Consider the following 23,545-nt stretch of genomic DNA (forward strand, 5'->3'; position numbering starts at 1 on the left):
CCCTGCGCGTTTTCGTTGCATAGTCACGGCATCGGCGCGGTCTATCCGCGCCACGATTTGGGACAGATTGTCGAGGGGTGCCGTATGTCACGTCGTTCAGGCCGCAAGTCGCGCGTGCAGGCACGGGCCGCCAAAGGGGCTGTGTCCGCCCCCTACGTGACGCGCCGGATTGGATTGGTCAGTCTAATTAATGAAGAGGCCATCGCCATCATCGAGCGAAATGCAGACCGCATTCTGGACGAAATCGGCATGGACTTTCGAGGTGATCCCGCCACGCTTGACCTGTTCAGGGCGCATGGTGCGCGGGTCGATGGCGAGCGTGTGCGATTTGACCCCGGCTGGTGCCGGGAAAAGATCAAGACCGCACCGAGCATGTTCACGCAACACGCGCGCAACCCTGCACGGTCGATCCAGATTGGCGGGGACGCGCAGGTCTATGCCCCCAGTTTCGGCCCGCCTTTCGTGCATGACATGGAAAACGGTCGGCGCTATGCCACGCTTGAGGATTTTCGGAACATCACCAAACTGCACCATCAGCTGGGGGCAGTGAACCATTCCGGCGGGGTGGTGGCAGAGCCGGTCGATGTCTCGGTACCGCTGCGCCATCTGCACATGGCCCACACTCACCTGACAATGAATGACAAGCCTTTCATGGGGGCAGTGACGGCGCCCGAGCGTGCTAGAGATACGATAGAGATGTGCAAGATCGCCATGGGTGCGGATTTCGTCGATGAAAACTGTGTGCTCTATTCCGTAGTCAATACGAATGCGCCCTTGGTGATGGATGAAACCATGCTCTGGGCGCTAAAGGAATACGCTCAGGCAGGGCAATGCACCGTGGTCTCCCCGTTTGTGCTGGGCGGAGCGATGTCCCCGGTCTCGGTCGCGGCTACACTGGCGCAAGTTCTGGCCGAAGTGATGGCTTCGGTCGCGCTGATCCAGATCATTCGCCCCGGTGCACCCGCCGCGTTTGGTACGTTTTTCTCGCCCATCAGCCTCAAGACCGGTGCACCAACCTTCGGCACGCCTGAAGGAACCCAGTTCCAGATGTGCGCTAAAACACTGGCGGATCGCCTGGGCCTGCCGTTCCACTCGGTCGGTGGGCTTACGGCATCCAAAGTGCCGGACGCACAGGCCGGGTATGAGAGCCAGGCGCAACTTATGGGGGCCGCGTTGGCGGGAGTGAATTTCATCATCCACGCGACGGGTTGCCTCGAAGGGTTGCTCACCACAGGCTATGAAAAGATCGTCATGGATGCCGACCGCTGCGCCGCGATGCAACGCTTTGTGCAGGGTGTCGATTTTTCAGAAAGCGCGCAAGCGATGGAGGCGTTTTCCGAAGTGGAACCCGGCGGTCATTTCCTTGGCGCGCAGCACACACAGGACAATTTCGAAACCGCCTTCTGGATGGGCGACATGTCCGACAACGGCACCTACGAACAGTGGGCCGCCGAAGGCGCAGAATGGCAGCACACACGCGCCAGTGCCCGCGTGAAGCAATTGATCGAAGACTACGAAGCCCCGGCCATGGATGTCGGAACCCGTGAAGCCCTTGATGAATTCGTCACCCGTCGCAGCTGGGAAATCGAAGGAGAACAGCCATGAACATGCAAACCGACTGGACCCTGAACGACACCGCACACCGGCGGGACAACTTCTATGCTGCCAGCCAGCGCAAATTCGTTCCGTTCAAAGAGCCGATGGTCTTCAAGAAAGGCTCGATGCAATACCTCTGGGATGTCGAGGGACGCAAATATACTGACCTTCTGGGTATGAACGTCTGCATTTCAGTTGGTCACAGCCACCCCAAGGTCGTCGCCGCCGCGATGGAGCAGGCACAGGAACTGACCCACTGCACCACCATGTTCTACCATCCGGTACCAGCGCATTTTGCCGAAGAACTGGCCGCTACCATGCCGAACCCGAACGGCGACATAGAATGGGTGGTGCATTTCACCAATTCGGGCTCCGAGGCTGTCGATCTCGCCATGACCATGGCCCGCAGCTATACCGGCAACCTTGATCTTCTGGCGCTGAGGTCGGCCTATCACGGCCCTACGGCGGCTGCTCAGTCGATAACAGGCATCAGCGGCTGGCGCCATCCGGGAATGCCGGGCAACGTTGCTTTCGTCCCTGACCCGCATCAGTATCGTGGCATCTTCGGTGAGAATGCCGGAGCCGAGCCTTATTTGGATGAGATCGACCGTACGATCCACTCGGCAACGACCGGACAGGTCGCTGGCATCTTTATCGAAAGCGTTCAGGGCTATGGCGGAATCGTCGAAATGCCCAAGGGTTATATGACCGGCGCTGCAGAACGTGTCCGGGCCAAGGGCGGGTTATTGATCGCGGACGAAGTTCAGGCCGGGTTCGGTCGTACCGGCGATCACATGTGGGGGTTCGAGGCTGATGGCGTCATTCCCGACATCGTGGTGATGGCCAAGGGGATAGGCAACGGCTTTCCGCTGGGCGCAGTGGTTGCGCGCAAGGAAATCGCTGCACCAATGGCCGAGAAATTCATGTTCCACACCTATGGCGCCAATCCAACCTCCTGCGCGGCAGGGCGGGCCGTTCTGCAGATAATCAAGGAGGACAAAGTGCGTGAAAATGCACGCGACGTCGGCGCCGCGCTGCTAAAGCATCTCCATGCATTGAAGGACAAATACCCGGTCATCGGCGATGTACGTGGACGTGGGCTGATGCTGGCGATTGAGATGGTCAAGGACCGTAAGACCAAAGAGCCCGACCCGCAAACCACAGCCGCTGTTTTCGAGGCTACGCGAGAAAGCGGAATCATTCTTTCGAAATCGGGCGCATATCAATCCTGCCTGCGCATGGTGCCACCTATGTGCCTGTCGATAGACGATGTGGAACATGTGGCCGAAGGCCTCGATCGCGCATTTGCCATGGCCAATAACTGATGTGGTAGGAGCAACACTTGTCAATCCGCGAAGGGCCAGCCGCGTGATCGGCACATGTGCATGTGGAGAAAGCCGCACGGTTTTTTCGTCCGCGATGTATTTTTGCGCAATGGTGCTGATCTTGGAGCAACCCAACAAGCATTGTAGGCGCGCGCATAACGCTGCGCCCCAGACACTGATTACATTCAGAAAACTACGGAGTCCTCGCCCATAGTCTTGCGCTCTAATTGCGCATAGTTTTGCACGATTTGCCCATAACTTTGCGCGGCTTAAAGAAATCGTTCAATCGTTGGTAATTGTCTTACAAATCAGCCAACTACAGGCGTAATACCTCAATCATAGGCGCACCTAGAAAAGCAAAACTCAACCCCTACCAGAGGGATTCAGTTTACGGGCAACTACGAGGGATGAGTTCACCTATCTTCTCGCCGAAATCTTTCCTCTCCGCGTCGAACGGAGAAAACAACCCGTTAACAACCGACGAACTCTTACGAGGTATCGATTGGGTGCTGACGCGCACGACAAAGGATGCACGCCAGAACTCAAAACGAGACATCTGGAACTTAAGAGATATTGACCCTTCTTACTTGAAGGACTATCTGCGCCAAACGTATGAGGCGGAGCGCCTCACACAACGGAGATTTTATGAAAGAGACCCGGGCCTAACGCCCGTTCCTGGCGAACCAAATTCAGGAACACCAACACTGATGGGCACACTCACGCGCGATGCTGAGTGTCCTTTTTGTTGTGCTTTCGTAAAATCGAGACATCCCAATGAATATCTCAAAGCACGAGCAACGTGTTTTGCACGAACTCGCCCTTGGTGGGGCTATCCACTTTGAGCGCTTGGAAAACGGAAAAGTCCATGACGTCACTTGTTTTACGCGTGACGGTTATGTGCTGTCCGACTGCACCCTTAGCGTTTTCCAGCGCTTGCTGAAAAAGCGCTTTATCCACTCGAAAAACGGCAACCCCTATCGCGCCTCCGCGTTGGGGATCAAATCCGTGCGCGCCCAAATGAACCAAAGATAGGAACGAACCATGACCCAAGCAGACACCGACGCCATTATTGAAGTCCACCGGCTGGCCTTTGGAAATGAAGAAGGAGAGGACATCGCTCGGCTTGCCGAAGTCTTCCTCGGCCTCGCGGACACGATATCTATCAGCGCCAAACGCGACGGGAAGATCGTAGGCAACGTGCTTTTCACTCCGTTTAACTTTCTGGACCACCCTGATGCGAAATGTTACCTGCTGGCACCTTGCGGGGTGCTGCCAGCGTATCAGGGCCACGGCGTAGGGAAAGAGATCATGGAGGCGAGCATTGAACATCTCAGTTCCGTCGGGGCGGATGCGGTGTTCGTGCTGGGGGTCCCGACATTTTACCCTAGAACCATTGTAGGTCTGCGCATAACACTGCGTTCCAATCATTGATTTCATTCATGAAATTCAAGTGTGCTCGCCCATAACTTTGCGCGAAGTTAGCGCATAATTTTGTACGATTTTCCCAAAAGTTTGCACGCTCCCCCAGGGTGACCGATTACACCCTTCCGAAAGTCTCTTTGAGTTCCGCGACTTGTTCTGCATCCAGCAGGCGGGTTGGCAGGCCGCGCAAAGCCACTAGCAGCTTGGCCGTCTCTTCCAACTCTTCCGCGGCACAGGCCGCTGAGAAGAGATCCTTTCCCGAGACGACAGGACCGTGATTGGCCAATAGAACCGCACCATATTTGCCGCCCAATTCGCGGATCAAATCACCGGATCTTGGGTCGCCCGGCTTAACGTAGGGAACCAGTTTGACCGTACCGACGCGCATCACCACGTATGGTGTCAGCGGTGGAATACAGTCATCTGGATCGGTGTCTTCCAAACAGGACAGAGCAGTGGCCCAGGTCGAATGCAGATGAACCACGGCGCCCGTTTCTGGCCGCGTCTCATAGAAGGCTTGATGCAAGAAAACCTCTTTTGTCGGCTTATCCCCGGAGACGTGGTTCCTATCCAAATCAATCTTGGCAATGCGCTCTGGGTCGATATCACCTAAGGTGGAATTGGTTGGCGTCATGAGGATTCCGTCATCAAGACGTGCGGAGACATTGCCCGCTGTGCCGACGGAAAAGCCACGCGCAAACAGCGAAGCACACAGTTCCGACATCTGCTGCCGTAAAGCCAATTCTTCAGATCTCATTTGCCGACCTCCATCATTCTGAGGGCTTTCGCAAAAAAGTCCGGAGCGCCAAAGTTTCCAGATTTTAGGGCCAGCGCAATGGGTTCAGATTTCCCAACGCTCAGGACTGGCACGCCCGGGTCGATCTCTGGCCCAATTGACATGGCCGGTGACCCCAGTGCCTCAGAGACGGCTTTGGCAACAGCTCCCGACGTCTCCCCTCCTGCCACCACAAGGCGCTTGTACCCCGTTTCGGCAAGTTCTCGTGCCGTATCTGCAAAGAGATTGTCCAGCTTTTCCGCCACAGCTTCCTGACCAAATTGACCTTGGATCGCACTCACATTATCCGGACTTCCCGATGAATATGCGAGCGGAGCCCGACCCAGATGCGCTTCAAAAAAATCCAGAAGCGTTTGCGCGGTCACATCCCCGGACATCACGCCCGGAACATCAATGGCGAAGGTTGGATGGGATTTCGCATGAACATCGATCTGCCCGCGTGTCGCACCTGAACATGATCCTGCAAGGATGGCGGCGGGCCCAGCGATACCTGTGAACACACTGCCACCTCTTTTGGACGAAGCTCTTCTGACGAAGTTTCTGGGTAGACCCAATGCTATCCCCGACCCGCCAGTAACGAGCTTGGCATCCTTTAGAGCCTCACCCCAAGCCAGCAAATCCTCGTCCGAAATCGCATCACCGATCACAAAGCGTTCGTCTGCGATCTGCAACGCATTAGCAATCGCCTCTGACCCTTGCTTCACGGTGTCAACTGGCACCAACCCAACTTCTTCTTCGGTCTGATGCTGCAACCACCGCCTGATGTTCGCATCCGTCATCGGAGAAAGAGGGTGATTTTCCATCCCAGACTCGTGTAGCGGCTTACCGAGCACAAAAAGATGGCCCTGGTAAACCGTACGCCCCGTGGTGGGAAAGGCCGGACAGAAAACCACCTTTTGCGCACTCAGTTCATTGGCCAACGCTTCCGCAACGGGGCCGATGTTTCCCTCCCTCGTGGAATCAAAGGTCGAGCAATACTTGAAGATGAACTGCTGGCATCCTTGATCCGCGAGCCACCGCAAAGCACTCAAACTGTCTGCAATGGCTTCCGCGACCGGAGCAGTGCGGCTTTTGAGCGAGATCACACCCGCCTCGATCTCTTCGTTGGCTGGGGTCGTGGGAATACCCGGGAACTGAGCCGTACGTAATCCACCTTCCGGCTCAACGCCCTTGGCCAAGGTGTTCGCAATATCACTCGCACCGGTAAAATCGTCCGCTATGACACCGATTTTCATAATTCAATGTCCCTCTTCGGTCCTGGATCCAACCTATGGATATGCGGTGCCGCACCGACGGGAAAAATCTCACGCACAAGTGGATCATGGCCGGGCACGATAAGTCGAGGATGCGAGGCCAACCTCTCCAGGGTCTTGAAACCATCCATCATGTCTTGCAGGTCGACGACGATAGGAAAGGCTTTGCGCGCCATGAAATTCTCATAGTAATGCGAGGCATCAGAGGCGAGTACCATCCACCCGGCAGCCGTTCTGACGCGCACGCATTGCAACCCGCGCGAATGCCCTCCGATGCAGTGCACCGTTACCCCATCTGCAATCTCGGCATCTCCGTCGTAGAACACGACCTTGCCCGAATAGAGACGCTTTACGACCTCGCAGACATGGCCAGCCGTGAAAGGCGCACGTAGGTGGTCATGGCACATGCAGGGACCAGTGGCGAAGGCCATTTCCGCCGACTGCATGTGCAACTTCGCGTTAGGGAACATATGCAGCCCCCCTGCATGGTCATAGTGAAGATGGGTCACGATGACCTCAGTCACCGCTTGCGGCGCGATGCCTAAGGGTCGCAAAGCCTCGCGAGGGTCCAACGCGATGGGACGACCACGGGCGGCAGCCTCTTCGGTATCGTAACCAGTATCGACCAAAATGACTTTGTTGCCGCGTTTGAGCACCCAAACGAAATAGTCCATCGCATGAGGCGCGTTGTGATTGTCATCGATGATGAAACTGTCAGCTCGCGTCCGGGCGTTGCGATCCGCGTATTTCACGGCATGGATCTCCCAATCGTTCATCGGATGACCTCGGAATAATGGTGAACTACTTTGGTGGCGATCATATCAGCCACTGCCGTATCGAAGGACTGAAAATGCACGCTTTCTAGATGGGCAGAGAACGCCGCGCTGTCATCATAAACCTCATAGAGAAAAACTGTCTCGGGATCGTCGCCGAGGCATACGTCAAACTGCTGGCATCCGATTTCTTCACGTAAAGAGGTTGAAGCGTTTTCGACCATCAGCGGTAGAAAGGTGTCTCTCATACCGGGCTTGAGAGTGAAGGTGACAGTAACTACAAACATCAGACTGAAAGTCCTTTCAGACGTGAGAAAGCGCGTTTTGCTACGGGCAGTTGGCTGAGGATCAGACCAATATTGAGCATCAGCAGAATGGCCGCACCGGGTCGTGAAAAGAAGACCGAAAGATCCCCATCCGACAAGAACAGTGACCGGCGGAAGGTTTCGTCAAACAGACTTCCCAGAATAACACCGATAACCAACGGGGCGATTGGGTACTTCATCAAGTTCATGAAATAGGCAACGGCGCCGACGCCAAGCATCAGGTAAAGATCATTGATGCCGCCGCCGACGCTGAAAGACCCAATCGTTGTCAGAACCATAACGACGGGCAAGAAGATGGTCTGCGGGATGGCGAGTATTTTGATAAATACCCGAGCAGTGAACAGCCCCATAAGGAACATCGTCAGTGACGCCAGAACCAGGATTGCAACCACGCGTAGAATGATCTCGGGGTCTATCGTGGGGCCCGGGATCACGTTGTTGATCTTGAAGGCCCCCATCAAAGCCGCAGCGGGTGGTGAACCGGGAATGCCCAAAACCAAAAGCGGGATCAGAGCGCCACCAATACAGGCGTTGTTTGCAGTCTCCGAACACAGCAGACCTTCCAATGACCCTTTTCCAAACTTGTCGCCGTCAGCAGATACGGTCTTGCCGACACCGTAGCTGACCCAACCGGCGACATCTTCGCCCACGCCGGGAAGCGCTCCTACCCCGGTCCCAATCACCCCTGACCGGCCAATGGTGGGCAGGTAGCGCCGAATAGAGCTAAGGTTCGGAAGAATACGGCCTTTCAGGGCCAGAACTTTCCCGGCCTCAACGTGCCTCAAACCGTCGATAATTTGGGGAATGGCAAAGGCCCCCATCAAAACTGGCACGACTTGAAACCCGCTCATCAGATAAGGCCAACCGAAGGTATAACGAGGTTCAGACAACAGAGGGTCAAGCCCCACCATGGACATCGCAAGCCCGATCAGACCGGCGATCCATCCCTTAATCACCAGGTCTTCGCTCATCAAAGTGCCAGAAAGCAGAATGCCGAACAGGGCCAGCAAGGCTTTCTCCGGGCTTGCGATGTTCTTTGAAACCAAAAGCAGCGCCCAGACAAAAATCAAAAGCGTGATGGTTCCGATAACTGTGCCAATGAAACTCGCCGTTGTGGTCAGCCCAAGTGCTTCACCCCCTCGACCCGCTTTGGCCAGTGGGTAGCCATCCATGGCCGTCGCCGCGCTCGCTGCTGTACCGGGTATGTTCAGCAGAATAGACGGGTAAGAGCCGCCGTAAATCGCGCCGACATAGGCGCCGAGCAATGCGATGAGAGAATAGTCCAGCGGGATTTTGTTGCCGAAAAATCCCGTCAGGATCGTCACTGCTAGGGTTGCCGTAAGGCCCGGCAATGCGCCGAACGTGATGCCCAGGAATACGGATGCAATCAAATACAGATAGGTCAGCGGGTCCACTGCCAGGCCCACGAATGCAGCCCCAAATCCAGCCAGTTGCGAAAGAATAAAGTCCATCCGGTCAATCTTTCCATAGCGGACGAAGCGTCACGTAGTAGTGGTATTCGATTTGCTTGAAGATTAGCCCGCCGCGCGCGGGCACGTTCTGCCGAAAAACAAAGGCCATCGCACAAACGAGGATGAGCGGGGCAAGTATTGCCACCAATGGAACGAACCGCAAAACGCGTTCGGAAGCCGCTTTGGTCAACACCACTAGTGTTAACGCGACCCACAAGGCCAGTGTAAACCAATCATCACCGTGTGCATTCCAATCCGCCTGAGCAGGAAACACGGCGAACGCAAACAAACCGGCGACGACAACTGCGACACAGGCCACCAAAGCACGCCGCGCATGACCACCGTAGTAGCCGTAAGTCAAAGCTGTAATCAGCAACCCAGAACACAAAATGAAGTCCACTCTGGGGACCAGACCGACGACATATGCAAGAAGCATCAGGCCGATTGTTGATGCTCGATAGGCTTCCGACTTATCCCATCCGATCCCCAAAGCACTGAGCGCGTTTTGGGCTCCACCTGAACGGATCGAAATAGCCAGCAAGACGAAGGACAAGCCAAGCAATCCACCGAAGATGGACAGCGGTACAATTGCAGCCGAGTTGTACCAATCAGATCCACTTACACCTGCGCGGTTTTCACCCCAAAGCGGGATGTCCGACGTCTTCCAAAGGAAAAAGGTGGAAATTGCTATCAGACCAATCGATGCCCAAAAATCGCGCGCCCGCATGATCAGTGTAACGTCAGGTTTGTCCATTGCCTGCCTCTTGTCGGAAAGGGCGCGATCAGGCGCGCCCTTTCAAAAGTGATCGGATTATGGCTTCTCGATACCCAGCGACGCCGGGTCGACGGTCGCTGCGCCCAGATCTTGCAAGGTATAGGCAAAGGTAGCTTCGAGGTTCGCAAACAGCTCTTGAGCTTCTTCGCCGTGTTGACCACCGACATCATAATTGTTTGCAGAGGCCCATTCAGCGACGGTGTCGGAGGAAATCGCTTGCTCGAAGGCATCACCAAGCGCGGCCTTTACGTCGTCCCCGGCTGAACTGTGAACTGCAAAACCGATGGCCTGTTTGAGCGGCAAATATTGGTCGAGACCGTCATAGATGCCAAAGGCAGATGGCACCGTAACTCCTGCAATCTGCGCATCTTCGGGCGTCAACATCGCAAGCGGTTTAAGTTGACCGCCTTCGATCAACGGGGCCTGTTCAGCTAGAGAAGTCACAACCAACGCAACTTCACCCGCTATCGCTGCTTCCTGCCCTGGCGCTGAGCCTTTGTATGGAACAAACTTGAATTCTGCACCGGACCCTTTTTCGATTGCCAGAAGGTTCAAGTGGTGGATCGAACCTGCGCCGGAAGCTGCCGCTGGAATAGTGCCAGGAGCAGCTTTCGCAGCGTCAACCAGCTCTTCCAGGGTATTGTAAGGACTCTCCGCCGGCACCGAGATCAGGTCAGGTGATCCGCCAACAATGAACGGATACCAAAAATCAAATTTCTTATCCCAACCACCTTGCACAGCAGCGGTGACGTTCGACTCTGACAGACCAACCAATGTATAACCATCGTCTGGTTGGTTCATGACATAGACCATCCCGTTGGAGCCTGCGACACCACCTGTTTGATTGATCACATTGATCGAGACGGGAAGGTGTTTTTCCATCTCGGCCATGATCATTCGGTTGATCGTATCCGTGCCACCTCCGGCCCCCCAGACCACAGCTGTAGTGATATCGCGATAGGGATAATCCTGCGCAGCAGTTGCGCCTGCAATCCCGGTCGCCATCACGGCTGCGGCCGCCAACCGCCCTAGCTTTAGTTTCATTTCCAAGTCCTCCCAAACAACTTCGCGTTTATTATTGCATTTATTTGCGTATACATTACAGAATGCATTGTCAACGGACTGTAGTGAAAGCTGCTATCGGGCTATGAATGCGAAACGGGAAGGAAGCGGGCTAAGATGAAAAAGAATTATGATGTGGCAGTTTTCCACGGCGACGGGATCGGCCCTGAAATTATGGCCCCTACGCTTGAAATCCTGCGCCAGCTCTCAGGCGAAAACCCCAGCTACGAGTTGGCGTTTTCAGACGCGCCGGCAGGCGCCTCCCACTACGCAGAAACTGGAGAATCGTTTCCAGCGGGATCACTTGAAACGGCTCGCAACGCCGACGCAATTCTGCTGTCTGCAATGGGTTTGCCGGATGTTCGCTACCCGGACGGAACTGAGATTTCACCGCAGATTGATCTGCGAAAGCAGCTGGGACTTTTCGCTGGGGTGCGGCCAGTAAAGGTAAGCAGTGGACAAATGACCCCCTTGGCGCTGCCTCCCGGAAAAGAGATCGACTTTGTGTTGATACGCGAAAGTACAGAAGGGCTGTTCTTCACCCAAGGCGCTGGTGAAGTTACCGAACACGATGCGCGTGAGACCCTGCTGATCACTCGTGAAGTGTCCGAAAAACTGTTCCGTTTCGCGTTTGAACTCGCCCAGAACCGAAAGGATTCTAGGCGTGGTCGGGGACGGGTTACATGTGTCGACAAAGCCAATGTATTCCGCGCCTTTGCATTCTTCAGATCGATGTTTGATGCAGAAGCCGCCCACCATCCCGATTTGCAGGCAGACCATGCTTATGTTGATGCCACCGCACTGTGGATGGTCCAAAAACCTTGGGAGTTTGATGTCTTGGTGACCGAAAACATGTTCGGAGACATACTCTCCGACCTTGGCGCGGGTCTCATGGGTGGTCTCGGACTGGCTCCGTCTGCGGATATCGGATTGAAACACGCTGTGTTCCAACCCTGCCATGGTTCGGCTCCGGACATTGCGGGACAGGGTTTAGCCAATCCTTTTGCGATGATCCTGTCCGCAGCAATGATGCTTGAATGGTTGGGCTTGACCCATGATCACCCAGACCTGTCCAACGACGGCGAACGATTGCGTGAAGCCGTGGAAGAAGTGGTTGCGAAGGGACAAAACCTGACGCGTGACCTAGGTGGCACCGCCGGAACGCAGGACGCAGCCTCATCGGTATTGGAAGCATTGCGGGCATGAATACTCAACAAGCCATCAGGGTCGCGTGTGTGGGCGCGGGATATTTCAGTAGGTTCCACTACGAAAGTTGGTCCCGAATGCCCAGAGCGGTTCCGATTGCATCCTGCAACCGTGATATCAACAAGGCGAAGGAAACAGGACTGACGGCTTACGACGATCTGTCGAAAATGTTGGAGATCGAAGAACCTGATCTCGTGGACATCATCCTACCACCAGTGGCGCAGGCCGATGCCATCCGAACGGCACTGCGCTCTGGAGTAGAGTGGCTGATCTGCCAAAAACCTTTCTGCATGTCATTGGATGAAGCTAAGAAGATCGTCTCCGAGGCTGAAGCAGTAGGCGCAACCATTGTCGTGCATGAGAATTTTCGCTTTCAACCCTGGTATCGTGCAATCAAGGTAGCGATGACCGAGGGTCGAATTGGAACACCTCTACAAGCGACTTTCCGGCTTCGGCCTGGCGACGGACAGGGACCGCGCGCCTACCTTGACCGGCAGCCGTACTTTCAGGACATGCCGCGTTTTCTGGTGCATGAAACAGCGGTTCACTGGGTAGACACATTCCGATTTTTGTTTGGTGCGCCCAACGCAGTTTATGCGGACTTGCGCCAAGTTAACCCCGTTATCTCGGGCGAGGATGCAGGTTACATCCTGTTTGACCACCCCAACGGTTTGAAAGCTCTGTTCGATGGCAACAGATGCCTTGACCACAGTGCCGAAAACCTGCGCCAAACCATGGGCGAAGCTCTCATCGAAGGAACGGAAGGATCACTGGTTCTTTACGGCGACGGCTCAGTAGAACTCCGCGGTTTTGGAAAACAGGAGCGACAGCAGATTCTACCTCCAAGCGATCATGATGGTTTTGGAGGAGACTGCGTCCACGCCTTGCAAAGTCACGTCATTTCAGGCCTTGTAAATGGTACGCCGCTGGAAAACACGGCTCGAAACTATTTGGACGTGATCCGCATCGAAGAGAGCATCTATCTCTCGGCTGCGGAGGGACGAAAGATCAACCTGGAGACGCCGTGAAGGGTCAAGACGCAAAAACTCTTTCCAACACCCAACGCGCCGTTAGGGATTTGCGACAGATGATCTTGTCCGGCGAACTTGCAGCCGGAACTGACCATCTGGAATCGGAACTCGCGGAAACCCTTGGAATGTCCCGCACCCCGATACGGGAAGCTGCGCTGATGTTGGAAAGTAAGGGCTTGCTTGAAATGCGGCCCCGAAAGGGCGTGCGAATACTGCCTGTTTCATCAGATGATATGCGTGAAATCTACGACATATTGACGGAACTCGAGAGCCTCGCAGCACAGCGCGCGGCCGAAGCGGGTTATTCAGAAGATGAACTGGCGGTACTTGCCGGATCAATCGCAAAAATGGATCAAGCCATCGAAACCGAAGACTTGGAAGCCTGGGCTGAGGCCGATGAATTATTTCATCAGGAACTCGTTCGGTTGGGTGGCAACAAACGGGTCGAAGCGATTGTGGCGATGATGAGCGATCAGGTTCGTCGCGCACGCGCTACGACGCTGTTTATCAGGCCTTTACCAGTCAAATCCAACGAGGATCACCGTGTTGTTTTCCAGGCGATTAGCGAAGGTCGACCGGATGTGGCGCGCGAACGCCATCGGGAACACAGGCTGCAAGCGCAGGCTATGCTCTGCGGGATATTAGAGAAGCACCGACTCAACAGCCTCTGATCTTCTCGCATCCAGTCGTTTATCAACTAAAATAACTGCTTCTTTTCGGCACCAAAGGCGCTCCGAGTACTTGTCCACCGCGGTAATCGGCGGTTGCGTCCGGCGGCTCTAATATTCTTTTTTAATGGTCGCTCAAACAATCACTGCATCGATTGAGGTTGAAATAGTTCGATTTCGTATTATTTTAGTTCGATATCGTACTATTGGAGAGTGAAGATGCCAAACCGAAGACGTTTTCTCAAGATTCTAGGCGGAGGCACGATACTGGCGGCAACCGGCGCGGTTGGGTTCCTCGTCACACGCACGCCGCATGACGCGTTGGCTCCGTGGACGCCGAAATCTTATGACGACCCACGCAAAGCCGCCTTGTCCTACGCGATTCTCGCCCCCAATCCACACAACTTGCAACCTTGGCTGGTCGAGTTCGTTGGGCAAGACAGGGTGCGCATCCACCGTGATCCTGATCGCGAGCTTCCGGAAACCGATCCTTTCCACCGCCAGCTCTATATTGGCCTTGGTGCATTTGTTGAGACGATGGTACTGGCAGCAGGTGCTCTCGGGTTTGATACCGAGGTCAAATTGCTGCCAGATGGGGATGAAGGGCCTATTGCAGAAGCAGTGTTTGTACCTGGAGGGGCAACCGATCCACTTTCAGATCAAATCCTCAACCGACATTCAAACAAAGAACCGTATACTGAACAGCGGCTGTCCGAGGCGGAATTGTCGGTCCTTGAAGACTACGCCACTCTGATAACCGACGAAGATTTGGTGGCCCGTATTCAAGACCTTACGAAACGCGCTTTCGAAATCGAAATGCGAACACCGCAGACCTTGAAAGAATCCGTGGACCTCATGCGGATCGGGAAAGCAGAAATCAACGCCAACCCGGACGGGATTGAGTTACGCGATCCGTTTCTGGAAACGCTGCGACTTACTGGCCTATTGGACAACGAGACCCTGATGAACGTTGACCACCCAGGCACTCAGTCACACATGCGAGGCTACTTCGCCATGCTAGACGCGACGCCGCAATACGCAGTCCTCACGACGGCTACAAACACGCGAAGCGATCAACTCGATGCCGGGCGTCAATTGATGCGTTTTTACCTGAAGACAACCGAAATGGGCCTGGGCGTTCATCCGGTCAGTCAGGCCCTTCAGGAGTATCCTGAAATGGCCGATGAATACGCTCTCGCCCATGAGCTTCTTGCGTCACCGGGCCACACGGTGCAAATGTTGCTGCGTTTGGGGTATGGACCCAAGCCAATTGCCACACCCCGCTGGCCGCTGGAGACACGAATTCTGAATGAAGCCTGAAGATGAGACCAACGAAGTTTACCGGTTCTTCACCGAGGTCGGGATCATAAATCAACTGATCTCGACCAAGCTGGAAACGTTCTTACCTGGTCGAATGACGGCAACTCAATTTGGAATTTTAGGCCATCTGGTCCGGCGCCCCGAGGGAGAAACGCCACTACAGCTATCGAACGCATTTCAAGTGCCCAAGACGTCGATGACGCACATGCTCGCGAGCCTTGAAAATCTTACCCTGATTACCCTTGAGACCAACCCCAAGGACAAGCGTTCGAAAATTGCCCGGTCGACACCGCATGGCGCAGAGTTCCTGAAAACTTGTATGGATCGGATGTCGACAGCTCTTGGTCCGGTTTTGTCCGAACTCGGGCCTGAACCGTTCCATGAATCGCTGCCTAATCTGACGCTCATACGCGAAACTTTGGACAGCGAGCGCGACTAGCGGAAACCTGCGTCGACCCAAGCAAACAGAAAAGCTCTCAGAACATCATGCAATCCGCGCCCGGCGGCAGTGGCGGTGATCCTTCTGGCAAGGTGGGCGTGTAGTCAAATGTCACAATCTTCGCGCCGCCATCGAATGCCACGAACAGTTGGTTAGATCCTGGCCTTATGGCGATGCCCTCCGGGTCAGTGCCGAACTCCAACAAACTTTGCTGGGCGAGCAGTTGGCCATCTGCCGTGAACTCATACAGGCTGTTTGACCCTTCCCAGTCATCAACAATCAACATGTGACCGGTGCGTGGGTCAATCGCAATGCCTTGTGCCTCGCTTAACGGGGGAGAGAGCTTCATGGTATCCAACCTCGCCGTCAATGCACCCTCTGAAGTGAACCAAGACAACCGTTCCGGGTCATCTTCTACGGTCACGATCTGCCCCTGGGCATTGATCGCGATGCCTTCGGTATCCGCAAAACCACCTTCAAGTTCAAAGGGTGCTCCTAAAGTGACTCCTTCTTTAGAGACACGTTGAAGACGGCCGAGACCATCACCCAGTAACAAGTGATCCCCTTCAACAGCAATTGCTTTGATCCGAAAGAGATCGCTGGATATTCGGCGCAACTCATCCCCTTGCAATGTAACGAGAATTGCTTCGGGCCCCTCGTTGGCAATCCACAAGCCACAAAACGTTGGATCGTAGTCAAGGCTTGCGGGTTGGTTGAGCTCGTAGCGCCCAGTTTCGCGAAGCTCCAATGCCGTGGCCGGAGAAGCCCCAGCGCAGATCAATAAGGCTATGGTTCTTGCAAACACTGAGGATGCTCCCGGAAAGGTATGTTGTTTTAAAAAAACTATACCTGATTATTGCGCCCCTTCAGTGAGAAAGAACAGTTCAATGGGTTGAGCAAGGCCACGTATTTCGTGATCCCCACAGCTAACGAACATGTTCGGCGCAGCACTTGCAACGGCTGACGTCGCCAACACCCTCTGACCAATTGATTTTGTTAAGTTTTCAATTCGGCTTGCGACGTTCACCGCACCACCCAAAACCGTAAAATCAAGCCTGCCGGGGCTGCCGATGTTACCGTAGCTGACCTGCCCAACGTTGATCCCAATTCCAATGTCCAAGGGCGGTTTTTGGAACTCGTCTCGTCTAGTGTTGAGAGCTTTCAAACCACTCAGCACACTCTGCGCTGCAAGAGCCGCCATTCTGCAACGGTCGGCATGGTTTTTTTGAGCTTCAATAGTGAAGATCGACAGGATGCCATCACCCATGAACTTGAGGACGTCTCCACCGTTGTCTTCTACGGCTTTGACTACCAGATCAAAATAGTCGCTGAGCGTGTCGAAGACTTCTTCTTCCGAAGAGGTTTCGGAAAGTGCCGTAAAGCCTCGCAGATCAGAGAACATAACCACGGCATCCAGAGTTGTTCGCTCACCGCGCTTGATGTTGCCGCTCCAGACTGCCTCGGAAGGCCCATCTCCTAAATAAGTTCGAAGTAGACCTTTAGACGATTTTCGCATCGTCACAGGTTCCAGAGCGGAAGAAAGGGCAGGTAAGACCGCTTCAATCAGCCTTAGATGTTCCGGCGAGAATCCATCCGGCGCCTGTGTAACGAACGTACAACCATGCAGCGATCCATCACCGTAATAAAGCAAAGTAGCGTAGTAGTCGGTGCCGCCTTGCTCTGCAAATTCCAAATAGGATGAATGCTCTGTTTCTGAGTCCAGTTGCTGGAGACTTTTGTGAAGCGGCTTTCTATTCGCCAGAATATACTCGAATGAGCTCCCAACATAACCATCCGTCAACGTCGTCTCATGTGTGACATCGTAGCTGTCGGTGCCGTTGGGCGTCCAAACCACGCCCCAAGCAATAAGCAGTGGATTGGCAAAGCGCTGGCCAATGTTTACTCGCCACAGCGGAACTCCGGCTTCGACCAAGGAGGAACAAAACTGTGACACCACCTTTACGGGATCGCCGGAGCGACGACCTTCTGTAATCATCCATTCGGTTAGTCGAGTGACTTCTTCCATGTACCCAAGTTAGTCGCTTGCAAAGGATGAGCAAAGACTATTGGAATTGCATTGTCGCTTGCATTTATTGATCCGCCTGATCTGATTGGTTCAACAGAAGATTGCAGCCCCTCGCTTGGCCGAACTTCAATAGAAACCAACTTCGCTGACATCTACGCGGGCCTCGTGTTCTCGCCCGTACGCTACAACTCCAACTGAGGTGATTGCGTCCGCAACCGGAGTAGCGCGCAACATGGCACCTGAAACTTTGAAGCCTGACAGAGGCAAATAAACTTCGGTCCATTCGTTAGAAGTTGCAAATGCGGCCTGATAGTATTGCCACGGAAGCACCGTACCCCGTGTTCTGAGGTGGACGAAGTATTGTTCGCCGTTGCCCCGGACCAATAGCCTGACGCCTGATACACCCGTACCTGGCCGATCAGGCAACTTTCGTCGGAACTGGATGAAGCCACCGTTGTTTACTGTACTCACGGTTCCGGTCAGCCGCGCGAATGCAACATTACCTTCCGAACGAAACTGCACCTGCCCTGAAGAAACTCCTCCCATGACGGTATCGGCAACGTAGTCCCAACGCGTTTCCGGAGACTTGGAGAAGTCTTCAGTCAGTTTTACATCAGCCTGCGCCATCATGCATCCGATGATAACAAAACCTGAAACAAGCCCAGTGAAGTTGGCACGCATATCGATCCTTCTCAATTCAGTATCGCAATGGAAAGGTTCAGTGCCGTGGCAAATGCGACCCATGCAAAATACGGCAGGAAGGCCAGTGCGGAAACCCGATCTGAAGTCCTGACCTGAGCTATGAACATGACGATGACAGCCAACAACGCGACAATGACGACAAAGGCAAACCATGGCAGTTGCAGTACGAAAAAGGTTGGGGACCACAAAAAGTTCAAACCCATCTGCGCCCACCACAGCTTCATGGCGGTCGAGCTTCGGTCTGTTTCAAACTGACGCCAACCAACCATAGCGATCAAAACATATAGCGCCGTCCAAACCGGTCCAAAAATCCAATTTGGTGGATTGAAAGCCGGTTTAGAAAGCTGCGCGTACCATTCGCCAGGTGCAGTCAGTGCCCCGATCAGGATGCCGCCGCCCACCACAAGCGCAAGGAATGCTATGCGGATCAACCAGTTCGACATTGCAGGATAGCTTTCAGCAGTCCTTGGTTGTCACTTTAACAAGTGCTTCGGAAGAGAAGGTCGCAGTACTGGTCTCGTTCGCATCGGTATATGACACGGTGGCGCCTTCGATCTCTGACCCGGTTACGGTGATTTCGCGTTGCCCGATAGTGTCATCTACATCGATGGTGAAGGCGAGTGTGTCCCCGGCTGCGAGGGAGGCGATCTCAAGTTCAATTGTTTCTTGCCCGTCTACGACAGCTGGAATTTGCCGCAGAGCATCAGCACCCTCAACGAATTCAAGCGGTTGGAAGACCTCCACACCCGCACCCTTTTCGGTGACGTCGAAAATCAAACGTCCGGCAGATTGCGACAAGTCAATTTTGACGGTCGAGGCTTCTACTTCGCAAGCTCCGACATTTGTCAGAACAAAACGGTCTTTGGGTGCGCCTTCTATAAAGCGAATTTGTACACCAGCCTGAAGCGAAGTGGCTGCAAATAATCCAAGGGTCGCCGCAAGAATACTCTTCGGGAGCATATTTATCTCCTTCCTAATGGGTTCTTGATAGTTACGCTTCGGCGGATTTCTTGGATCAGACTTATGCCCTTTGACTATCTTGGTTTAGCCGACAGGACCTTTCGAAGTTCCGTGCACCGCTGTCAGAACGGTTAAGTCAAAACATGCCATTGTCATTCTCGCTGTTTGCCGGAACCTCCTGAAGAACGTCCCAGTGTTCAACAACCTTACCTTCGGCATCCAGGCGAAAAATATCGATCCCTGCGTACTCGAGACCATCGGGCCAGATTTGATGGCAATGCAGAACAACGTGATCGCCTTCAGCAAACGCACGTTTGATATCCACACGCTTTCCCGGGTATTCGGCGGCCATGCGCTCGAAATACTCGACAAAGGCTTGCTTGCCGTCGCCAACATGCGGGTTGTGCTGCGTATAGGTATCACCAACAAAAGTCGCTATAGCCTCGGCAGGTCGACACTCGTTGAACATCATTTCGTAGAAAGCGATGACGTTTTTCTTGTTTGTTCCGAGGTCCGGCATGCTGATCTCCAAAGCGACGTTTGTACCGCCCAAAAATGTTGGTCCGCATAATTCTTGGAAGCAACCCCGTAACGATTTCGATCACTAATTGGCAAGAATTTACGAGCTTAGTTTTGCGTTCCGACTATTTCGAGGGTTGGCCACTTACTCAGTTTCTTCGAAGTCTACGTGAATATGATTTCCATCAGGATCGGCCACATGGATTTGGACCATTCGAGCCCCTGGGACTTCAGTTTTGCGATACTGGATCTGACACGAGATCAGTTTTTCTTCGAATGCTCTCAACCCTGTGGCTGATAGCGCAAAATGCTCGAGCTTGAGCTTCACTTCAGAGCCGACATTAGGCGTTCCTTCGTGACCCACAAGATGAACCACGGCGTGATCACCCGCATACAACCAAGCTCCGGGAAACAGAAAATCGGGGCGGGCCCCGAGTTTTAAACCCAAGACCCCTTCATACCAAGTAACCATCTCAGGCAACCTAGTCGTCACGATATTCACATGATCCAGCCGCTCAATTCTCATCTAAAAACCCTCAAGCACGAGCTTTCCTTTGGCCTTCCCGCTTTCGAGGATAGCATGCGCTTTCGCTAAGTTGGTGGCATTGATCCTACCAAGTGTATCGGTTGCTGTGGATCGGATCTTTCCATCGTCTATCAAGCCGCCGACCTGATTCAGGATTTCGCTTTGACGGTTCATATCCCCAGTCCCGAAAAGCGACCGAGTGTACATGAACTCCCAATGCAATGAGATCGATTTGGGTTTGAACGGCGCGATGTCGAAGGTCTCAGGATCATCAATCAACCCAAAGCGACCTTGAGGTGTCATCACCTCTCCAGCTTGGGAAGCATAAAGCTGGGAATGGTTCGTGGAATAAATGAAATCCACGCTGTCGATACCGAGAGCCTCGAGTTGTAAGCCAAAAGGTTCCGCATGGTTGATGACATGGTGTGCGCCAAGCTCTCGAACCCAGTCTTGTGTCTCGGGCCGGGACGCAGTGGCAATCACCGTCAAGTCAGTGAGAGCCCGCGCCAATTGAATGGTGATTGACCCGACACCGCCTGCGCCACCAATAACCAGCAACGTATTGGCCCCGCCGGAAACGGCATCATGAACTCGCAAGCGGTCGAACAGCATCTCAAAGGCAGTAAGTGTCGTTAGCGGCATCGCCGCAGCTGCCTTCGCCGGTATGGATTTTGGCGCTGATCCGACAATACGTTCATCCACCAGATGAAACTCGGCATTGGTTCCCGGTCGGTTTATTGCCCCGGCATACCAAACTGCATCTCCCGGACGGAAAGTCTCAACCGTTGCGCCAACTGCTTCGACGATCCCTACTGCATCCCACCCCAGAATATCAGGTGCTGGACCCGCAGGAGCGCGTTTCTGCCGAATTTTCGTATCGACTGGGTTCACTGACACGGCCTGCACCTTCACCAACAAGTCATGTCCGTTTGGCGTCGGTTTGTCGGCCTCGAAGTCGATTAAGGCGTCCGCCCGATCAATCGACCCCGTCTCACGGTATCCCACGGCTTTCATAACGTGCTCCTTTGTTTGGCTCTGTATCAACCGATGACAGTCATTTCATTCAACGTGAACTCAGCTACGGCGCCTTCGGTTGCTTCCAGGTAGGCCGCAAGGTGCTGTGCACCCATGTGGGTTTGCCAAAGCTCTCGGCTTTCCCAATTTTCGTAGAACACAAAATGAGCCGGGTTGTCGTTGTCCTGATGCAGGTCGTAGTTAATGCAACCCTCTTCGGAACGCGTAATGTCGATGAGCTTGATCAGCTCGGCCTTTACGAGGTCGATCTTGTCGGGGTTGGCTTTGATGTTGGCGACGATTGTCAGCTTGGCCATTGGAATAAATCCCTTGTGTTCTTGAGCGATGCGCAAGATTTACGCCGCAGCCCTTTCGGGATAAACAGGGCAAGATCGAACATATAATCCGGAAATTCCGTTTAATGCTTTTGGACAATCTTCGTTTGTTTCTGACCATAGCCGAGAAAGGCAGTCTTGTGGCCGCAGCGCGCGAGACAGGGATGTCGAGCACGACAGTGTCCGAGCGGCTCGCGGCTCTAGAGGCACATTACGGTGTGGTTTTGTTCAACCGTACCACCCGTTCCATTAGGCTGACCGAAGAAGGACGAGTACTAGCCAATGGGGCAAGAAACGTCCTCAGTGAGATTGCGGAGCTGGATACACTTGTTCGGCACGGCGCCGAAACTCTGTCTGGTCCAATTCGCATAAGCGCGCCGATTGACTTGGGACGGAGCATTGTCTCCAAGGTTATTGCCGAATTCACCGAAGAGAACCCTGCCGTCTCAATCGAGCTGTCCCTCTCAGACGGTTATGTCGACCTTGTAGGCCAGGGTTTCGACCTCGCCGTTCGCTTCGGCAACATCACAGACAGCTCGCTCAGATTACGAAATCTAGGAAGCTACCAACGTTTCGTATGTGCGTCCCCAAGTTACCTAGCCTTATTCGGAACGCCCGAAAAACCAGAAGATCTATTAAACCACAACTGCTTGGTCATGAGGTTTGGCGACGTGATCGATAACGTTTGGGAGTTTGGATCAGGACCAAATGCCCAGCGCGTATCGGTAAAAGGAAATCGAATAGTCAATGATGGTTCCCTCATCCGCGATTGGGCGATTGCAGGCCATGGGGTCGTATTGAAGTCCGAGCTGGATGTGGGCGGCGACGTTAGATCTGGCAGACTTGTTTCTGTCTTGCGCGATTTCCTTCCACCGCCGAAACCTTTGCAGATGATGTTTCCGCCGAGCCGAGCCCAACCACGTCGCATAACGGCCTTAGCTGAGCATTTGCGTCGCAAATTTGGTGTGAGTTAAGGCCGCAGGGGAAGTCACTAATCTGGCAGCAGCTGTGTTTGCTCAATAAATTTCAAAGTCGCCTGTGCCAGCTCTGTGCCAGCATCTTCTTGAATGAAATGCCCCGCTTTAGGCACAACGGTATGGTTTTGACCAACTGCCCCAGGGATCGACTTTTGGAACAGTTTGTCTACCCCTGCCATGACCCTGTCATCTTCTCCAAAAACAGTCAGAAACGGGGTGTTTAGGGTCTTGAGGGTTTCCCATGCGGCTCGGTTGGCTTCAGAAGCTGGATTATCAGCTGTGTCAGGCACCAACATTGGAAACTCTCGAGCGCCTGTCAGATAGCGCGCATCCGGAAACGGTGCGTTATAGGCTGCGACCTCTTCATCGGAAATCTTCGATGTTGTACCGCCGAATACAATACGGCCCGAATTAAATTCAGGCACGGATTGTGAATATTCCCGCCATGAAAGAAATGCTTCACCCAAGGGCACGTCACCGGTGGGCAAGGCCGTGTTCGCCACAACAACACGAGAGAAACGCTCGGGCATACTCGCGACCAGCCGCAAGCCTATTAGACCGCCCCAGTCCTGGCAAACCAATGTGATGCCCGTTAGGTCAACTTTCCGCAACCACTCGGACATCCAGTCTACATGGCGTTGGTAGGTATAATCGAACCGCTCGGTTGGCTTGTCCGACCGTCCAAACCCAATCAAATCAGGAGCCAGAACTCGATGGCCCGCATCTTTGAATAACGGAATCATGTGCCGATACAGGAAGCACCAGGTTGGCTCTCCATGCATCAACAATACGGGCGGTGCCTGTTCCGGTCCCTCGTCCAAATAGTGCATTCGGAGACGACCGCCTTCGGTATCATCCACATCAAGATAATTCGGGCCGAATGCGAAATCTGGCAACCCGTCAAACCGATGGTCAGGTGTTCTAAGGAACTTCATTGTGAACTCTCCAATATGCCGACGGTATTGGCCAAGCAACAGTGATCGATAAAACAAAGACGGTCCAGTACCAGCGTATGTCGACGT

The 23,545-nt window shown here is 53.9% G+C and carries 27 protein-coding genes; 10 read left to right on the forward strand and 17 right to left on the reverse strand.

All coding sequences use genetic code 11. The features are described from left to right. The first annotated feature begins 84 nt into the window (after positions 1-84). The 4 genes from ACR0LN_RS18665 to ACR0LN_RS18680 all read left to right on the forward strand — a co-directional run bounded on the left by ACR0LN_RS18665 (position 85) and on the right by ACR0LN_RS18680 (position 4,352). On the forward strand, positions 85-1,605 hold the full coding sequence (locus tag ACR0LN_RS18665) for a trimethylamine methyltransferase family protein (RefSeq protein WP_480431799.1): 1,521 nt from the start codon (positions 85-87) through the stop codon (positions 1,603-1,605). After that, positions 1,602-2,921, forward strand: a complete 1,320-nt coding sequence (locus tag ACR0LN_RS18670) for an aspartate aminotransferase family protein (RefSeq protein ID WP_480431801.1) — start codon at positions 1,602-1,604, stop codon at positions 2,919-2,921. The genes ACR0LN_RS18665 and ACR0LN_RS18670 overlap by 4 nt, the downstream gene beginning before the upstream one ends. Positions 2,922-3,695: 774 nt before the next feature. Continuing rightward, positions 3,696-3,953, forward strand: coding sequence for a YjhX family toxin (locus ACR0LN_RS18675; RefSeq protein WP_480431803.1), 258 nt, complete (start codon positions 3,696-3,698; stop codon positions 3,951-3,953). A gap of 9 nt (positions 3,954-3,962) precedes the next feature. After that, on the forward strand, positions 3,963-4,352 hold the full coding sequence (locus ACR0LN_RS18680) for a GNAT family N-acetyltransferase (RefSeq protein ID WP_480431804.1): 390 nt from the start codon (positions 3,963-3,965) through the stop codon (positions 4,350-4,352). A 106-nt stretch (positions 4,353-4,458) separates the two neighbouring features. On the opposite strand, the gene otnC is transcribed toward ACR0LN_RS18680, so the two are convergent. The 7 genes from otnC to ACR0LN_RS18715 are packed head-to-tail and all read right to left on the reverse strand — an operon-like array spanning position 4,459 to position 10,782. Beyond that, positions 4,459-5,100, reverse strand: coding sequence for a 3-oxo-tetronate 4-phosphate decarboxylase (otnC, locus tag ACR0LN_RS18685; RefSeq protein ID WP_480431806.1), 642 nt, complete (start codon positions 5,098-5,100; stop codon positions 4,459-4,461). Continuing rightward, positions 5,097-6,374, reverse strand: a complete 1,278-nt coding sequence (otnK, locus tag ACR0LN_RS18690; protein ID WP_480431807.1) for a 3-oxo-tetronate kinase — start codon at positions 6,372-6,374, stop codon at positions 5,097-5,099. The genes otnC and otnK overlap by 4 nt, the downstream gene beginning before the upstream one ends. Then, positions 6,371-7,168, reverse strand: a complete 798-nt coding sequence (locus ACR0LN_RS18695) for an N-acyl homoserine lactonase family protein (RefSeq protein WP_480431809.1) — start codon at positions 7,166-7,168, stop codon at positions 6,371-6,373. The genes otnK and ACR0LN_RS18695 overlap by 4 nt, the downstream gene beginning before the upstream one ends. Continuing rightward, a complete protein-coding gene (locus tag ACR0LN_RS18700; protein ID WP_480431811.1) occupies positions 7,165-7,452 on the reverse strand; it encodes a putative quinol monooxygenase in 288 nt (95 codons plus the stop codon). Before ACR0LN_RS18700 ends, ACR0LN_RS18695 begins: the two co-directional genes overlap by 4 nt. Then, positions 7,452-8,963 carry a tripartite tricarboxylate transporter permease gene (locus ACR0LN_RS18705; RefSeq protein ID WP_480431812.1) on the reverse strand — a complete coding sequence of 504 codons (1,512 nt, stop codon included), beginning with the start codon at positions 8,961-8,963 and terminating at the stop codon, positions 7,452-7,454. Before ACR0LN_RS18705 ends, ACR0LN_RS18700 begins: the two co-directional genes overlap by 1 nt. A 4-nt stretch (positions 8,964-8,967) precedes the next feature. Further along, on the reverse strand, positions 8,968-9,717 hold the full coding sequence (locus ACR0LN_RS18710; RefSeq protein ID WP_480431814.1) for a hypothetical protein: 750 nt from the start codon (positions 9,715-9,717) through the stop codon (positions 8,968-8,970). A gap of 57 nt (positions 9,718-9,774) precedes the next feature. After that, positions 9,775-10,782 carry a Bug family tripartite tricarboxylate transporter substrate binding protein gene (locus tag ACR0LN_RS18715; protein WP_480431815.1) on the reverse strand — a complete coding sequence of 336 codons (1,008 nt, stop codon included), beginning with the start codon at positions 10,780-10,782 and terminating at the stop codon, positions 9,775-9,777. 135 nt (positions 10,783-10,917) lie between these two features. On the opposite strand from ACR0LN_RS18715, the gene ACR0LN_RS18720 reads away from it, so the two are divergent. The 5 genes from ACR0LN_RS18720 to ACR0LN_RS18740 all read left to right on the forward strand — a co-directional run bounded on the left by ACR0LN_RS18720 (position 10,918) and on the right by ACR0LN_RS18740 (position 15,464). Beyond that, complete coding sequence (locus ACR0LN_RS18720) at positions 10,918-12,006, forward strand: isocitrate/isopropylmalate dehydrogenase family protein (RefSeq protein WP_480431817.1); 1,089 nt, start codon at positions 10,918-10,920, stop codon at positions 12,004-12,006. Further along, positions 12,003-13,034, forward strand: a complete 1,032-nt coding sequence (locus ACR0LN_RS18725) for a Gfo/Idh/MocA family protein (protein WP_480431818.1) — start codon at positions 12,003-12,005, stop codon at positions 13,032-13,034. The genes ACR0LN_RS18720 and ACR0LN_RS18725 overlap by 4 nt, the downstream gene beginning before the upstream one ends. Next, complete coding sequence (locus ACR0LN_RS18730) at positions 13,031-13,708, forward strand: GntR family transcriptional regulator (protein ID WP_480431819.1); 678 nt, start codon at positions 13,031-13,033, stop codon at positions 13,706-13,708. Before ACR0LN_RS18725 ends, ACR0LN_RS18730 begins: the two co-directional genes overlap by 4 nt. Positions 13,709-13,924: 216 nt before the next feature. Continuing rightward, positions 13,925-15,025, forward strand: coding sequence for an Acg family FMN-binding oxidoreductase (locus ACR0LN_RS18735; protein ID WP_480431822.1), 1,101 nt, complete (start codon positions 13,925-13,927; stop codon positions 15,023-15,025). After that, entirely contained in the window at positions 15,015-15,464 is a 450-nt protein-coding gene (locus ACR0LN_RS18740) for a MarR family winged helix-turn-helix transcriptional regulator (RefSeq protein ID WP_480431824.1), read from the forward strand. The genes ACR0LN_RS18735 and ACR0LN_RS18740 overlap by 11 nt, the downstream gene beginning before the upstream one ends. Positions 15,465-15,501: 37 nt before the next feature. On the opposite strand, the gene ACR0LN_RS18745 is transcribed toward ACR0LN_RS18740, so the two are convergent. From ACR0LN_RS18745 to ACR0LN_RS18785, 9 genes are all read right to left on the reverse strand, one after another. Continuing rightward, a complete protein-coding gene (locus tag ACR0LN_RS18745) occupies positions 15,502-16,269 on the reverse strand; it encodes a hypothetical protein (protein WP_480431825.1) in 768 nt (255 codons plus the stop codon). Between the two features lie 48 nt (positions 16,270-16,317). Next, positions 16,318-17,490 (reverse strand): adenylate/guanylate cyclase domain-containing protein, encoded by a 1,173-nt coding sequence (locus tag ACR0LN_RS18750; protein WP_480431826.1) that lies wholly within the window; start codon positions 17,488-17,490, stop codon positions 16,318-16,320. A gap of 126 nt (positions 17,491-17,616) precedes the next feature. Beyond that, a complete protein-coding gene (locus tag ACR0LN_RS18755) occupies positions 17,617-18,171 on the reverse strand; it encodes a CIA30 family protein (RefSeq protein WP_480431827.1) in 555 nt (184 codons plus the stop codon). Between the two features lie 11 nt (positions 18,172-18,182). Continuing rightward, positions 18,183-18,635 carry a TspO/MBR family protein gene (locus tag ACR0LN_RS18760; RefSeq protein WP_480431829.1) on the reverse strand — a complete coding sequence of 151 codons (453 nt, stop codon included), beginning with the start codon at positions 18,633-18,635 and terminating at the stop codon, positions 18,183-18,185. A 13-nt stretch (positions 18,636-18,648) separates the two neighbouring features. Beyond that, entirely contained in the window at positions 18,649-19,152 is a 504-nt protein-coding gene (locus tag ACR0LN_RS18765; RefSeq protein WP_480431830.1) for an aggregation factor core, read from the reverse strand. Positions 19,153-19,288: 136 nt separating this feature from the next. Next, the gene (locus tag ACR0LN_RS18770; RefSeq protein WP_480431832.1) at positions 19,289-19,672 is read right to left on the reverse strand and encodes a nuclear transport factor 2 family protein; all 384 of its coding nucleotides are present in this window, start codon (positions 19,670-19,672) and stop codon (positions 19,289-19,291) included. Positions 19,673-19,816: 144 nt separating this feature from the next. Continuing rightward, complete coding sequence (locus ACR0LN_RS18775) at positions 19,817-20,197, reverse strand: VOC family protein (protein WP_480431833.1); 381 nt, start codon at positions 20,195-20,197, stop codon at positions 19,817-19,819. Then, positions 20,198-21,211, reverse strand: a complete 1,014-nt coding sequence (locus ACR0LN_RS18780) for a zinc-binding alcohol dehydrogenase family protein (RefSeq protein WP_480431834.1) — start codon at positions 21,209-21,211, stop codon at positions 20,198-20,200. It lies immediately after the preceding gene. A gap of 26 nt (positions 21,212-21,237) precedes the next feature. Then, the gene (locus tag ACR0LN_RS18785; protein ID WP_170797705.1) at positions 21,238-21,528 is read right to left on the reverse strand and encodes a putative quinol monooxygenase; all 291 of its coding nucleotides are present in this window, start codon (positions 21,526-21,528) and stop codon (positions 21,238-21,240) included. Between the two features lie 104 nt (positions 21,529-21,632). Here ACR0LN_RS18785 and ACR0LN_RS18790 point away from each other — a divergent pair, with 104 nt between their 5' ends. Beyond that, positions 21,633-22,520: a LysR family transcriptional regulator gene (locus ACR0LN_RS18790; RefSeq protein ID WP_480431836.1), complete on the forward strand. Its 888-nt coding sequence runs from the start codon at positions 21,633-21,635 to the stop codon at positions 22,518-22,520. Between the two features lie 17 nt (positions 22,521-22,537). On the opposite strand, the gene ACR0LN_RS18795 is transcribed toward ACR0LN_RS18790, so the two are convergent. Further along, complete coding sequence (locus tag ACR0LN_RS18795; protein ID WP_480431837.1) at positions 22,538-23,458, reverse strand: haloalkane dehalogenase; 921 nt, start codon at positions 23,456-23,458, stop codon at positions 22,538-22,540. Positions 23,459-23,545 lie beyond the last annotated feature (87 nt).

The sequence above is a fragment of the Ruegeria sp. AA6 genome (genome assembly GCF_056542865.1).

Excerpts from the sequence above, each read along its gene's own strand:
- ACR0LN_RS18665 (WP_480431799.1), top strand. The coding sequence starts at position 85 with ATGTCACGTCGTTCAGGCCGCAAGTCGCGCGTGCAGGCACGGGCCGCC.
- ACR0LN_RS18670 (WP_480431801.1), top strand. The coding sequence starts at position 1,602 with ATGAACATGCAAACCGACTGGACCCTGAACGACACCGCACACCGGCGG.
- ACR0LN_RS18675 (WP_480431803.1), top strand. The coding sequence starts at position 3,696 with ATGAATATCTCAAAGCACGAGCAACGTGTTTTGCACGAACTCGCCCTT.
- ACR0LN_RS18680 (WP_480431804.1), top strand. The coding sequence starts at position 3,963 with ATGACCCAAGCAGACACCGACGCCATTATTGAAGTCCACCGGCTGGCC.
- otnC (WP_480431806.1), bottom strand. The coding sequence starts at position 5,100 with ATGAGATCTGAAGAATTGGCTTTACGGCAGCAGATGTCGGAACTGTGT.
- otnK (WP_480431807.1), bottom strand. The coding sequence starts at position 6,374 with ATGAAAATCGGTGTCATAGCGGACGATTTTACCGGTGCGAGTGATATT.
- ACR0LN_RS18695 (WP_480431809.1), bottom strand. The coding sequence starts at position 7,168 with ATGAACGATTGGGAGATCCATGCCGTGAAATACGCGGATCGCAACGCC.
- ACR0LN_RS18700 (WP_480431811.1), bottom strand. The coding sequence starts at position 7,452 with ATGTTTGTAGTTACTGTCACCTTCACTCTCAAGCCCGGTATGAGAGAC.
- ACR0LN_RS18705 (WP_480431812.1), bottom strand. The coding sequence starts at position 8,963 with ATGGACTTTATTCTTTCGCAACTGGCTGGATTTGGGGCTGCATTCGTG.
- ACR0LN_RS18710 (WP_480431814.1), bottom strand. The coding sequence starts at position 9,717 with ATGGACAAACCTGACGTTACACTGATCATGCGGGCGCGCGATTTTTGG.
- ACR0LN_RS18715 (WP_480431815.1), bottom strand. The coding sequence starts at position 10,782 with ATGAAACTAAAGCTAGGGCGGTTGGCGGCCGCAGCCGTGATGGCGACC.
- ACR0LN_RS18720 (WP_480431817.1), top strand. The coding sequence starts at position 10,918 with ATGAAAAAGAATTATGATGTGGCAGTTTTCCACGGCGACGGGATCGGC.
- ACR0LN_RS18725 (WP_480431818.1), top strand. The coding sequence starts at position 12,003 with ATGAATACTCAACAAGCCATCAGGGTCGCGTGTGTGGGCGCGGGATAT.
- ACR0LN_RS18735 (WP_480431822.1), top strand. The coding sequence starts at position 13,925 with ATGCCAAACCGAAGACGTTTTCTCAAGATTCTAGGCGGAGGCACGATA.
- ACR0LN_RS18740 (WP_480431824.1), top strand. The coding sequence starts at position 15,015 with ATGAAGCCTGAAGATGAGACCAACGAAGTTTACCGGTTCTTCACCGAG.
- ACR0LN_RS18750 (WP_480431826.1), bottom strand. The coding sequence starts at position 17,490 with ATGGAAGAAGTCACTCGACTAACCGAATGGATGATTACAGAAGGTCGT.
- ACR0LN_RS18755 (WP_480431827.1), bottom strand. The coding sequence starts at position 18,171 with ATGCGTGCCAACTTCACTGGGCTTGTTTCAGGTTTTGTTATCATCGGA.
- ACR0LN_RS18760 (WP_480431829.1), bottom strand. The coding sequence starts at position 18,635 with ATGTCGAACTGGTTGATCCGCATAGCATTCCTTGCGCTTGTGGTGGGC.
- ACR0LN_RS18765 (WP_480431830.1), bottom strand. The coding sequence starts at position 19,152 with ATGCTCCCGAAGAGTATTCTTGCGGCGACCCTTGGATTATTTGCAGCC.
- ACR0LN_RS18770 (WP_480431832.1), bottom strand. The coding sequence starts at position 19,672 with ATGCCGGACCTCGGAACAAACAAGAAAAACGTCATCGCTTTCTACGAA.
- ACR0LN_RS18775 (WP_480431833.1), bottom strand. The coding sequence starts at position 20,197 with ATGAGAATTGAGCGGCTGGATCATGTGAATATCGTGACGACTAGGTTG.
- ACR0LN_RS18780 (WP_480431834.1), bottom strand. The coding sequence starts at position 21,211 with ATGAAAGCCGTGGGATACCGTGAGACGGGGTCGATTGATCGGGCGGAC.
- ACR0LN_RS18785 (WP_170797705.1), bottom strand. The coding sequence starts at position 21,528 with ATGGCCAAGCTGACAATCGTCGCCAACATCAAAGCCAACCCCGACAAG.
- ACR0LN_RS18790 (WP_480431836.1), top strand. The coding sequence starts at position 21,633 with ATGCTTTTGGACAATCTTCGTTTGTTTCTGACCATAGCCGAGAAAGGC.
- ACR0LN_RS18795 (WP_480431837.1), bottom strand. The coding sequence starts at position 23,458 with ATGAAGTTCCTTAGAACACCTGACCATCGGTTTGACGGGTTGCCAGAT.